Origin of the sequence: Capnocytophaga leadbetteri (genome assembly GCF_003054025.1) — a bacterium.
GTDB lineage: Bacteria > Bacteroidota > Bacteroidia > Flavobacteriales > Flavobacteriaceae > Capnocytophaga > Capnocytophaga leadbetteri.
Map to the genome: position 1 here is coordinate 19113 of NZ_QBKG01000004.1, position 12514 is coordinate 31626.

At 42.3% G+C, this 12514-nt stretch carries 12 protein-coding genes; 5 read left to right on the forward strand and 7 right to left on the reverse strand.

Annotation, left to right across the window (positions count from 1 at the left end; translation table 11 throughout):
- Positions 1-7: 7 nt before the first annotated feature.
- Positions 8-1009, reverse strand: coding sequence for a DUF3592 domain-containing protein (locus C8P65_RS04960; RefSeq protein WP_107781827.1), 1002 nt, complete (start codon positions 1007-1009; stop codon positions 8-10).
- Entirely contained in the window at positions 1010-2242 is a 1233-nt protein-coding gene (locus tag C8P65_RS04965) for a M23 family metallopeptidase (protein ID WP_107781828.1), read from the reverse strand.
- Between the two features lie 121 nt (positions 2243-2363).
- Here C8P65_RS04965 and C8P65_RS04970 point away from each other — a divergent pair, with 121 nt between their 5' ends.
- Complete coding sequence (locus tag C8P65_RS04970; RefSeq protein WP_095914877.1) at positions 2364-2618, forward strand: FeoA family protein; 255 nt, start codon at positions 2364-2366, stop codon at positions 2616-2618.
- Positions 2602-4761 (forward strand): ferrous iron transport protein B, encoded by a 2160-nt coding sequence (gene feoB, locus C8P65_RS04975; protein ID WP_107781830.1) that lies wholly within the window; start codon positions 2602-2604, stop codon positions 4759-4761. Before C8P65_RS04970 ends, feoB begins: the two co-directional genes overlap by 17 nt.
- A 68-nt stretch (positions 4762-4829) precedes the next feature.
- On the opposite strand, the gene C8P65_RS04980 is transcribed toward feoB, so the two are convergent.
- The 5 genes from C8P65_RS04980 to C8P65_RS05000 all read right to left on the reverse strand — a co-directional run bounded on the left by C8P65_RS04980 (position 4830) and on the right by C8P65_RS05000 (position 9304).
- Positions 4830-7109 (reverse strand): TonB-dependent receptor, encoded by a 2280-nt coding sequence (locus tag C8P65_RS04980; RefSeq protein ID WP_107781832.1) that lies wholly within the window; start codon positions 7107-7109, stop codon positions 4830-4832.
- 203 nt (positions 7110-7312) lie between these two features.
- Positions 7313-7585, reverse strand: a complete 273-nt coding sequence (locus tag C8P65_RS04985) for a hypothetical protein (protein ID WP_311337982.1) — start codon at positions 7583-7585, stop codon at positions 7313-7315.
- Positions 7586-7690: 105 nt separating this feature from the next.
- Positions 7691-7969: a SemiSWEET family transporter gene (locus C8P65_RS04990; RefSeq protein ID WP_002666358.1), complete on the reverse strand. Its 279-nt coding sequence runs from the start codon at positions 7967-7969 to the stop codon at positions 7691-7693.
- Between the two features lie 55 nt (positions 7970-8024).
- A complete protein-coding gene (locus tag C8P65_RS04995) occupies positions 8025-8963 on the reverse strand; it encodes a hypothetical protein (RefSeq protein ID WP_107781835.1) in 939 nt (312 codons plus the stop codon).
- 119 nt (positions 8964-9082) lie between these two features.
- A complete protein-coding gene (locus C8P65_RS05000) occupies positions 9083-9304 on the reverse strand; it encodes an antitoxin (protein WP_107781837.1) in 222 nt (73 codons plus the stop codon).
- 304 nt (positions 9305-9608) lie between these two features.
- Between C8P65_RS05000 and C8P65_RS05005 the strand changes: the two genes are divergently transcribed.
- Genes C8P65_RS05005 through C8P65_RS05015 form a run of 3 tightly spaced genes read left to right on the forward strand, consistent with a single transcriptional unit; the run spans position 9609 to position 12501 of the window.
- Complete coding sequence (locus C8P65_RS05005) at positions 9609-10733, forward strand: AAA family ATPase (protein WP_107781839.1); 1125 nt, start codon at positions 9609-9611, stop codon at positions 10731-10733.
- On the forward strand, positions 10730-11362 hold the full coding sequence (locus tag C8P65_RS05010; RefSeq protein WP_107781841.1) for an HNH endonuclease: 633 nt from the start codon (positions 10730-10732) through the stop codon (positions 11360-11362). Before C8P65_RS05005 ends, C8P65_RS05010 begins: the two co-directional genes overlap by 4 nt.
- Positions 11363-11376: 14 nt before the next feature.
- Positions 11377-12501, forward strand: a complete 1125-nt coding sequence (locus C8P65_RS05015; RefSeq protein ID WP_107781980.1) for a DegT/DnrJ/EryC1/StrS family aminotransferase — start codon at positions 11377-11379, stop codon at positions 12499-12501.
- Positions 12502-12514 lie beyond the last annotated feature (13 nt).

Sequence of the window (12514 nt, forward strand, 5' to 3'; positions counted from 1 at the left end):
GATTTAGTTATTTTTCATTTGCCATTACCAAATAATACGCCTCTACTGAAATAGAAGAAGCCCCAAAAGTTATCACCTCTACTCGTTTCACCGTATAAGCAGCTGTTTGATAAAGCGTAACCTTTTCGCTCTTTCCGTCTTCTAAAGGCAAAGAGGTAGTTTCAGGCTGCTTTAGCACAGGTGTTCTATGTATAAAATCGTAGGTATAGCTACCCTCATAAAGGGCAATGCCGTGTGATGAAATGAGCAAACGCTCTTGTAGCTGATCGTTCTTAAATAGATGCCCCTCTATCACCAAAGGGCGGTCGGGAAGCTCATCCTCAGCAGCGACCTCCCACGTGGGACTGATACGCTTCAGCGCTTTGAGCACCTCAGCAGGAGAGGTAGCAAACAGTGTATTGAGGTCTTGCAGCCGTAGCTTTCGGTTTTGCCGCTCTTGGTATCGCTCTATGTTTTCCCCTGCCATAAGTCTGAAGACAGTAGGCTGCTTAGGCAGGTATAGCACCTTTAGGCGCTGCCCTTTGTAAATCATACTAAAGAGCTCTTTGGGGACAGCCGTGCTAAAAGTATACTGCTTAGCGGTCTTAGCATCAGCAAACGACACTTGCACCTTGTAGTTTTCTGACGTGCTACCTATACGCTTTATGGTTTCTCTCTGTCCTTGCTCGATAGTAGCCTCAGCATATAGCCCTTCGGTCTTCAGCAGGTAGTCTATGCGGTAGTTTATCAGCTGATAGATAACAAAGCCGGCAACGATAAGCACCATCACTGGTATAAAGGCATTCATTGGGGTATTAGTAGGCGCTTCTTTGTCGAGCATAGCCTTGCGCAACCCGCTAAAAGTTGTAATTTCGGCTATGGCTAAGAAAGAGAGCAGCCCTATCAGCACCCCCATCAGCAAAGCGTAGTATATACCTCTTTTTTCAAATGCCTCTATGGGAAAAAAGACCACTGCAGCGGCAATTGTCAGCAGCGAGGCTATTATCCAGAAAAGACGGGTACGGCTCATCTATTTGTTACTTTGCAAATTATCTAATTGTGCTTTCAGCGGTTTGATATACTCTAAGTAAGGGGCTTTTAGCTTATCGTCTATAGGCACGGCATCGGGTAGCTTTTCTTTCAGTGGGTCTACTTGCACGCCATTCTTCCAAAAACGATAGCACACGTGGGGACCGGTAGCCAAGCCGGTGCTGCCCACTAACCCAATCACCTCGCCTTGCGATACGTGCTGCCCCTTGCGGGCTATAATTCTCGACATATGTAGGTACTGGGTAGTATAGGTGTTGTTATGGCGTACCTTTACGTAATTGCCATTGCCTGAGGTATGTCCTGCCTCTATCACTGTGCCGGCTGCCGTTACGCGTATAGGGGTGCCGGTAGGAGCAGCGTAGTCAGTACCAAAATGCCCTTTCATACGGTGTAGCACGGGGTGAAAACGCATCCCGAATTTAGAGGTAATACGAAAGATATCTAATGGCGATTTTAGGAACATACGCTTCATCATATTTCCGTTTTCGTCGTAAAAGCCATTTGTGCCTTTGATAGTGTCAGTAGTGTAGTTGAAAGCGTAATACTTTTTGCCTTCCCACTCGAAGTAAGCTGCTTTAACCTTTTCGACTCCTGCAAAGATAGTATCTTCTACATAGCGCTCGTCATAAATAATCTTGAAAACATCGCCTTTTTGTAGGCGGAAGAAGTCGATAGTGTAGTCAAAAATCTGTCCTAACTGATAGGTAGCGTTTTGGCTGATACCTGCAGCTTGTGCATCGACGGTTAGGTTGTTTTCTATGCTGCCCGCAAAGGCTTTTTCTACCACCGACACTTTGCGCTGAGCGGTATAAGCATAGATAGAGTCGGTTAGGTGTACCACTATATAATCTACCACATTAGGCTGATATACAAAACTATGGGGCGTGTTGGGTTTCTTTTTGTCGTACAGAAAGGCGTACATTTTGCCTACGTGAAAGTTCTTAGGGTTAATGAGCTCTTTGGTTTGGGTGGTTATGTTATAGATGTCGCCCACAGCTACGCCCTTCTCTTCCAAAAGCTTGCCAAAAGTATCGCCCTGCCTTAGGGTATCTTTGTTAATATTGTAATCATTGAGGTTAAAACCGAATTCATATACAGGTGCAGGGGTAGCTACTTGGGTAGTAGCACTAGTAGTGCCTGTGCTAATAGTATACTGCTCGCACGAGGTTAGTGCAAGGGCACTAAGAGCCATATAAAACGCTTTCTTTATCATTTTCTCTCTGTGTTAATATTCGGGCAAAGATACTATTTATTATTGATAATTTGGTCATTATCAAAAAAAATATTAATTTTGCTCATCTAAAAATATTTTTAATACTAATAGAACTTATATGATAACGCTTACTTTAGCCTCTCTTGAGAAAGGACAATCAGCAGTGATTACGGGTTTTGCCCCTGACTGCCGACAAGAGGTGCGCCAACGCTTGTTAGACTTGGGGTTCGTGCGTGGCACTACCATTAGGGTAGAGAACGTAAGTCCGCTATCCGACCCTGTGGCGTACAATATCCACAACACCCAGATAGCCTTGCGAAAAAGCGATGCTTTATGTGTACTGATAAACTTAGAAGAAAATGAAAAATGTATGTGATACTTGCGAACTAAACCCTGCTGCCTCGCTCAAACGATTGGGCGAAGAGCAAGGTGACTATAGCTATACTATCGCCTTAGCAGGCAACCCTAATACGGGCAAAAGTACCGTGTTCAACGCTCTTACAGGGCTACACCAACACACGGGCAACTGGACGGGCAAGACCGTAACACGTGCCGAGGGGAGTTTTTCTTTCGGCGGTACGCGCTATAAGATGATAGACCTCCCCGGTACCTACTCGCTGCTTTCTACCTCTGAAGACGAAGAGGTAGCCCGCGATTTTATCCTCTTCGGAAAGCCCGATGTTACAGTAGTGGTGGTAGATGCCAGCCGATTAGAGCGCAACCTCAGCCTTGCGCTACAGATATTAGAAATAACTGACAAGGTAGTGCTATGCCTGAACCTGATGGACGAGGCGCGCCGCCACCACATCAGCATCGATACGCGCACCCTTTCGCGCGATTTGGGCATACCGGTAGTAGCCACCAGCGCGCGCACTAAAGAGGGCATAACCGACCTATTACAAGCTATAGAAGCCGTAGTAAGTGGGGCTTTTCAGACTAAAAAACAAACTTTTATCGACCTACCTAAGCAGAATGCTGAAGCTATTGCTCAGCTTAGTCAGCTGCTCAGCGAGCTAAACCCTGCGCTACCCAATACGCGCTGGTTAGCGATGCGCCTTATTGAGGGCGATGAAAGCGTAAAGAAAGGCGTTGCTGAAGGGGTATTTTCTGAAGTCAATTCTCCAGAGAAGCAAACACGAGTGCTACGGATAGCCGATGAGTATCACCGCTTATTGGGCGACAGCTATCGCAACGATTTGGTAGAGGCTATTTATGCCAAAGCAAATGCTTTGTGTCGTGCTTCAGTAAGCACTGACTTTTCGGCGCGTTCTTTCCGCATCGACCGCGCTATCGACCGCATCGTTACCCACCGACTATGGGGCTTCCCTATTATGTTGCTATTGCTTTCGGCTGTACTGTGGATTACCATTATTGGGGCTAACTACCCTTCGCAATGGCTCTCCGATTTGTTTATAGGATGGCTATACCCTTTGCTAAAAGAAGGCGCTACAACTTTGCACTTCCCTTGGTGGCTCAGTGGCTTCCTTATCGATGGCGTCTATCTAGCTACGGTATGGGTAGTATCGGTAATGCTACCCCCTATGAGTATCTTCTTTCCGCTCTTCACCCTACTCGAAGACTTTGGTTACCTACCGCGTGTGGCCTTCAACCTCGACCGTATGTTTCGCACCGCTGGCGCACACGGCAAGCAAGCCCTAACGATGAGTATGGGCTTTGGCTGCAATGCCGCTGGCGTGGTAGCTACCCGCATTATCAACAGTCCGCGCGAGAAGCTCATCGCTATCATCACCAATAACTTTTCGCTATGCAATGGACGCTGGCCTACCCAAATACTTATTGCTACACTCTTTATAGGGGCATTAGTACCCAAAGAGTGGTCGGGCACCGTATCGATGTTGGCAGTGATAAGCATAGCCGTATTGGGGATTGCCTTTTCGCTTTTCACCTCGTGGCTGCTGTCTAAAACACTGCTGAAAGGGGAATCATCTTTCTTTGTGCTTGAGTTGCCCCCTTACCGCCCGCCGCGTTTCTTTCAGACGCTCTACACTTCGCTTATCGACCGCACCCTTATCGTGCTATGGCGAGCTGTCGTTTTTGCCGCTCCCGCAGGGGCTGTTATCTGGCTTATTTGCCATATACCGGTGGGCAGTCAGCCGTTAGCTCTTTGGCTCATACAGGGGCTCGACCCTATAGGTATGTTCATCGGTCTTAACGGAGTGATACTCCTCGCCTACGTGGTGGCAATACCGGCTAACGAGATTGTTATCCCTACGATACTGATGCTCACCACTATGGTATTAGGACAAGCTACCGCAGCCGAAGCAGGGGTACTAATGGAGGCTACCAACAGCGAAGTTGGCAACCTACTACACGCTGGTGGCTGGACGCTCCTCACGGCTGTGAATCTGATGCTTTTTAGCCTTTTGCACAACCCTTGTAGCACTACCATCTACACCATCTACAAAGAGACTAACAGCAAGAAATGGACGCTCATCGCTACTTTTCTGCCTATACTATACGGCATAATAGTTTGCTTTTTAGTAAAAACGATTTTTTAAAGACAAAAGACGAAATGCGAGTAACACCCGTATTTCGTCTTTTGTATTTCGTATTTCGTCTCTATTTTTTAGAACTGATAGCCTACACCACCTAATACGCTAATAGTAGCTGCTGGCATAATACCTCCCCAAGCATTGTGGCGCGTAGTGAAGTATTTGCGATTGAGCAAGTTAAGGGCATTGAGGTTGAAGTTCCATTGTTTGTAGCTATAGCTAGCCGTTGCATTGAGCAAGAAGAACTTAGGTATTAACCCTACATTGCCATTAGCAGAGCCTTCTAAAGTATTGGCAAGGTCTGAAAATTGTGAGCTCACAAAGTTGCCATATACGTTGGTAGTAAGGGTGCCCTCGCCTACCCCACATTGGTATTTAGCCCCTGCAGTTGCAGTATAACGCGGTGCATAAGGTACGCGATTGCCTTTGTTCATTCCGTACTCTATAGTAGCTCTTTGTATAGCACCACTACCGTAGAGTTTTAATCCTTCTACCGGATAAATAGCACCACTTACTTCTATCCCTCTGTGTAGGGCTTTTCCTCCGTTATTAAGCAAGCCACTTTCGCGGAATATTTTATGATTGAAGTCTAATATATAGGCGGCTAACTCCACTTCTAACCATTGGGTAGGGCGTGTGCGTAGTCCTATTTCGTAGTTGTCAGAAGTTTCGGCATCAAGGTCGCCATTGGTTTCGAATGCTGAACGTATCTGCGGCATCTTATACCCTTTAGAATAAGTAGCATAAGCGCGATACTGCTCAGAGAATTTGTAGAACAACCCTAATGAGTAAACAAAAGCATCTTCGTTGCGGTTATCCCAACTATTTTTGTAGTAGTCTTCTTTGTCGTAATTTACAAAAGTATAGCGCACCCCTGGGTTGATGTTTAGCTTATCGGTGATGTGAAACTCATCGAACACATACCCCTCTACCACCGCTACGGTATTAGCCGAGTTGGCAGTAGTCTTGCCTGCTTTCTTGCCCATTTCATCGCCAGCTACTGATACCTCGTGGGTAACGTCGGTATGTAGGCGGATACCTGCTAACAGCTTGTTTTCTTTGTCGAATAGGGTATTGGTGCGCTCGTAGTCTGAGAATAAGCCCACTGTAGGCACATCGCGTAGGGCTGCTGTAAACTTGCGCTTGCTAGCAGTAGCGTTGCGGTTGTCTAACCACCAGTCCCTTTTTAGGTAACTACCATATACCGAAGTGGTTAGGCTATTGGTTTCATCAAAACTGCGTTTGTATGAAATAGCGGTACTGAAGCGTCTTGCCTCGAAGAAGTCGTGCGGATTAACAGACTGCTCAGGGTCTTGCTCCCATTGCGCTTGACTGAGTCCGCCTGGGGTTTCAGAATATTCAGTAAAGCCGTTTAAGAAGAAACGCCATTCGTTTTTGTCGCCTACCTTAGCTGTTACGTTGGCAGTAAGGTCGTTCACATTATAGCGGCTGCGCGACTTTCTAAAGCCATCGCCTTGGCGGCGGTGAAAACCAGCGTAGTACTTCATACCCCCCTCATTAGTATTGCCTACCGTTTCCACCCCTATATTTAGGGCATTGTGGTTGCCGTATTGTAGGTTGATGCCTGTATAAGGGCGAGCAGCTCCTTTTTTAGTGATGATGTTTACCACCCCACCTATACTACCACTTCCGTAGAGGGCAGGCGAAGCACCTTTTATCACTTCTACACTTTCTATAGCTCCTACGGGCATCATATAGTAACCACCCATATCAGAATAACTCTGTCCGATAGGTATTTTACCGTCTATTACCACTAAAGTATTGCTATTGCGGTTGGGCTCTATACCGCGCAAGCCTATACCTGGGCGCAAGCCACGACCGTCTTCATCTATGTAGTTCACCCCTGGCATAAAGCGCACCGCATCGCCCACTGCTGGGATAGCTAATTCTTTTATTTGCGAAGCTGAAATAACATTTACAGTACCTGCAAAGTCTTTTATTTGGCGTTTGATACCGGTAGAAGTAACGGTTACCTCGCCTAACTCTTGTGTAGAGGCTTTCATCTGTACGCTGATAGATGAGCGCCCATTTAGGGCAATCTCTTGGGTTTGGTAGCCCAAAAATCGGAAAACGAGTACCGCATTAGCATCAGCCTTGAGGGTAAAACGCCCCTCTTCATCGGTGATAACGCCTCGGTGAGTGCCTTTTACTACCACACTAACCCCTAACATAGGAGAGCCATCGGTATCGAACACTTGTCCTTCTACCTCTATCTCTTCTTGTTGAAAGCGCGTTACGCTTGTGTTTTCGAGGGCTGAAGACTTAGCTTCGGCTACCTCAGAGGCTATCATAGCTAACAGCAGACTGCCCAAAAATAGTGATTTGTTTTTCATAAAAACATTTATTTATTACTTTTCGGGCGCAAAAATAAAAACTTTCTAAATAACTGCAAGCATTTATGTAGAAAATTTTTAAATAATATGTGTTTAAATACAAAAGACGAAATACGGGTGTTACTCGCATTTCGTCTTTTCGTATTTTCTATTTCGCCTTTATTTCAGTAAGTTATAGAGCTTGCGAAACTTAAATTAAATCATTATTTTTTCTTTTGAGAAGGGAGTATTATGTTTTTTTCCTTAGCCAGACGACGGGCTACATTTCTATTGGCTTCTTTAGAAAGTGCCATAATAAATTCATAATCTTCAGGGCTTTCTTCTTCAAAAGCAGCCTCTACAAGGGCTGCTTTTTCCTTTGTAGCAGTCTTTTTTGTCTTCGTTTTGGTCTCCTTAAAGGAAACAAAACTGAATGTTTTAAGAAGTTCCACAAGGGCAGAGGCTTGTGGGTGACTCTCATTAATGGTAAAGGTCATAGACATAAGATTCTTATTCTGTAAGGCAAAGATACAAAAATTATTCCAATGTAGGGATTAGTGATCGTTTTTGCTTTTGCCGAAAAGCAGAAACATCCAGTAGCTTTAAAGTGAAGTAATAAAAGTTAAGAATCCTAAAACTACCCCTACCAAATTGGGGATAATGAGAATATAATCTGGCTTAGGCTCTTTTGTCCAGCCATACACCACCCAGATAAGACAAGACCCAGCTGCAAACAAAGGTTGCCAAGGTTGTGCTTTGTGCCCCTCTAAGTTGGCCATAATTTGAGGAATATAGGCTACAAATACCGCCACTCCTATAAAGGCTCCTATGGAACCTATAAACAAATTAATTTTTTGCTTGATATTTCTTTTTTCGTTCACAATAATATGGTTTTCTGCAAAGATAGTAATTCGTATTTTCTATTTCGTCTTTATTTTAGTATTCGATTTCTTCTATATAATTAAGAGTTTTTGTTTCACTACCTCTTTGTCTAAAGGTTTTTTTCATAGTAGGATATCCCTTGCTGTTATAGGTAAGCTCAATAGACTTAATATTCTTAACCAATTTTCCTTGATAATCAGTATAGCTCTCCACCTCTTCTATCAGGTTATTTTTACTATAATCCTCATTTAAAAAGTAATCAGGAACTGTTGTTCTCAATAATGCATTCAGTGGCATAGGGTTTATATTGCTATCGTATTTATACTCAGTAATATGCGTTCCTTCTACCTTCTTTATTAGGTTGCCCCCTGCTACAGTATAAGTAGTAGTTTCTGTATAAGTACTTGTACCTGTTACTACCGCTCCATTCCCATCGCGATAGGTAACAGTTTCGTTTACGATAATATCACTACCGCTATAGGCTAACACTTTCTCAGAATGTCTATTTACTTTTTTGCGCTCTCCGTTAATCCAATTAGTTGTAGGGTTTTGTCTGATAATTTTTGTTAGCTGCCCTCCTTCATAGCGGTATTCTTGGGTATAAGAATCTCCGTTTTCTGTTGTTCTATGAGGCTCTACACGTGTTTCTTTTATCACTCGTCCTTGCCCGTCATAGGTATAATCTTTGATTGCATAATTTTCTGTAGAAGGTTGACCATATTTTGTTTGGGTTATACGGTCTCCCAAGTATTCTGCTTTGATAATATGAGCCGTACCTGTTTGAACGCCATTTTCGTATTCAGTAATAGTAGCTGACAACAGCTTGCCGTTCTGAATATTATAGGTTGTTACACTACTCCTATTCCTATTAGGATAAGTAGATGTTATTTTCTTAGGGAAAGCTCCCTCTTGTATGCCTGTATCGTTGTTGTCATCTTTACCACAACCCACTAAGGCTACGCTTGCCATTAAGGCGATAAAAAACTTTTTCATATGGTTATTATTTTTAAATTCGGGGCAAAAGTACAAATAAATTAGCTAATTAGCAAAGGATTACTACTTTTTCTTGTCAAACAAATCGGTATGAGAGCCCAAGCGCGATAGGTCTGATTCTATTTTAAAGATTTCAAAAGCTCTTCGGTAGAGTCAAAAAACTTAGTATTTTTATCTCTCCTCATTTGCTCTACTTCTTTCATAGCCTGAAGCGTTACTTCATTAGGCACATAGGTTTCCTCTTCAAAAACTACCTTTTTAGCTTTGAACTTCTCTAATAATACTCTAATTATGGGAATATCAATTGTATTTATCTCTGCGTGTAATATAGCTGTACTCATATCTTTCTATTTTAGAGGGCAAAGATACAGATTAATTAGCTAATTAACAAATTTGCCGATTAGCAAATTTTTCTGGGTTTTGAGCGGTAATTAAATGTTTATACTTTGCTCATCTTTCGCTTATCCTTCGCTCTTCCTATATGGTTCCTATATCGTTTGTATAGGGAAGGTGGCTGTAGTGCTTTTTTCTGCCGAATTAGCAAACAAGAGAATAAAGTGTATTTGACCTAAATAATTAGTCGTTAAACATTCATAATTGATATTTATTTTATATCTTTGCATTTTGAAAAGTTATAGAGCCTCTATGAGTAGATATATCAAAAATATACATATCAATAAAGTACGACATCTGAGCAACATAAATATTCCTTTGGAAAAGGAAGATTATCCTCATTTGATGATTACTGGTAAGAATGGTAGTGGGAAAACTTCTCTACTCAATGCCATTGCTAATCATATTGAAAGAATAGCAAATGATCGCTGTAAGCTTTTTGAAAATGTTGGTGAGGTAACCGTTGCTTTTGAAGATGTTGATAACCTTATTAGAAAATATCAAGATGGCAATTTTATTATTGCTTTTTATGAAGCGCATAGAACTATAAAAAAACTCCAAGAACCTAAAACCCCTACTAAACCTGAACTTCAAGATAAATGGGGAATAAAGCAAACCTCTACTCAAGAATTCTTAAAATTCCTTGCTGACCTTAAAATACAAGAGGCTTTAGCACGAAATGAAAAATTAGAGAAAGATGCTAACCAAATCAGAGAATGGTTTGTGAATTTTGAAAGGCTTTTGGGTGAGATTTTTCAAGATAAAGACTTACAATTATATTTTAATTATAAAGATTATTCTTTTAAGATATTAACCAAAGGAAAAGAATTTAAGTTTACAGAGTTATCAGATGGTTTTGCTGCGGTTTTGGATATAGTAGTAGACCTTATACTGAAAATGCAGCATAAAAACCAACTTACAAGGGCTTATGAGTGCGAAGGCATCGTGTTAGTAGATGAAATTGAAACCCACTTGCACTTGGAATTGCAAAAGGTCATTATGCCACTACTGACAGAGATTTTCCCTAATATACAGTTTATTGTTACTACCCACTCGCCTTTTGTGTTGAGTTCGCTCAGCAATGCCGTAGCGTTTGACTTAGAACACCAAGAAATAATAGAAGATTTAACCGAGTATTCATACGAATCATTAGCTGAAGGATATTTTGGGGTAAAAACTGCTTCCAGCTATATGGGAATGCAATTGGGTAGATTAGAGGAACTTTTGAAAAAAGAAATGCTTCCTCTTTCTGAAAAGACTGAACTAAAAGACCTTATCTGTGATTTTGATAAAATACCAGAGGTAGTCTCACCCAAAATTATAGGGAGGTACTTACAACTGAAGAACCAACATTTTGCAAAAATCAATGCGCTATGATACAATTGCAAAAAACTACCACCGCTCCTGCTTCTTTGGCTACTAAAAACAAATATGACGGCGAGGATGTGAAAGCCTTATTAGCTAAAGACCATTATGATAAATGCTATATCTGTGAGCGCCAACTAACTACTGATTTTCAAGTAGAACATTTGCACAGCCAAGAGCACTACCCTGATGAAAAGTATAATTGGGATAATCTTTTCTTTGTATGTAGCTATTGTAATGGAAAAAAGTCGGCTAATTTTGACGGTATTGTAAATCCTACTAAAGAAGCTATTGAAGAGAAAATTGTGCAAACCCTTAATTATGACAAAGCAGATTTTGCTACTAATGATACTTCGGAGGCTATACAACAAACGATTGTGCTACTGAATCGTATTTTCAATGGGAAAAATGCCATAAGAAAGGTTAAGGAAGAGCGTTTTTTTGAGGAGTTTCTCTCAAAAATGAATCATTTTGAAAAAGCTGTTAATGATTATCTCTCTGCACCTACCCCAGAAACCAAAGAGGTAATAAGAGAGTTACTCTCTATAGAACAAGAATTTTTAGGGTTTAAGTATTGGATAATCAAGAATAACCCTACTCTTTTTCGAGAGTTTTCGAATAATATTATATGGAACAAGTGAAATATTCAACATATATGAAAAAAATACAAATGGTAGACCTACAAGGTCAGTATGAAAGAATTAGAAGTGAGGTGCAGGCTTCTTTTGAAGAAGTGCTTAGTACTACTGCCTTTATCAATGGCCCTCAGGTACAGCAGTTTCAGAAAGAATTAGAAGCCTATATGGGCGTGAAACACGTAATCCCTTGTGCTAATGGTACCGATGCGCTGCAAATAGCAATGATGGGACTCGGTCTGAAAGAAGGCGATGAGGTGATAACCGCCGACTTTACCTTTGCCGCTACCGTAGAGGTGATTGCCCTACTGAAACTAACCCCCGTACTAGTAGATGTGTATGACGATACTTTTAATATCAATATCGAAGCCATAGAAAAAGCTATTACTAAGCGTACTAAAGCTATCGTGCCTGTACATCTTTTTGGGCAACCGGCTAATATGGAGGCGGTTATGGCATTGGCTAAAAAGCATAACCTCTTCGTAATTGAAGATAACGCCCAAGCGATAGGGGCTGACTATACCTTTGCCGACGGACGCCAACAGAAAGTGGGTACTATCGGACACGTAGGGGCTACCTCTTTCTTCCCTTCTAAAAACTTAGGTTGCTATGGCGACGGAGGGGCTATCTTCACCAATGACGATGAGCTGGCTTACACCCTTAGAGGTATCGTAAACCACGGTATGTATGTGCGCTATCACCACGATGTGGTAGGGGTAAACTCGCGTTTAGACTCGCTACAAGCGGCTGTGCTACGCGCTAAACTGCCTCACTTAGACGAGTATAACAACTGCCGTCGCGAAGCTGCCCGCAAATATACCGAAGCCCTACAAGGCAACGCTAACGTTATCACCCCTGTAATCGCTAAAGGCTACGACCACGTATTCCACCAATACACCTTGCGCATCACCAACGGCAAACGCGATGCCTTGGCTAAAGTTTTTGCTGATAATGGGGTACCTTTTGGCATCTACTACCCTATACCGCTACACGCTCAGAAAGCTTATACTCGTAGCTCTTATAACGAGGCTGACTTCGGTGTAACCAATCAGTTAGTGCAAGAGGTCATTTCGCTACCGATGCACACCGAGCTGGAAGAGGAGCAAATAGCTTTTATAACAGACCTTATCAATAAAACCGTATAATCAGAGATTAAAA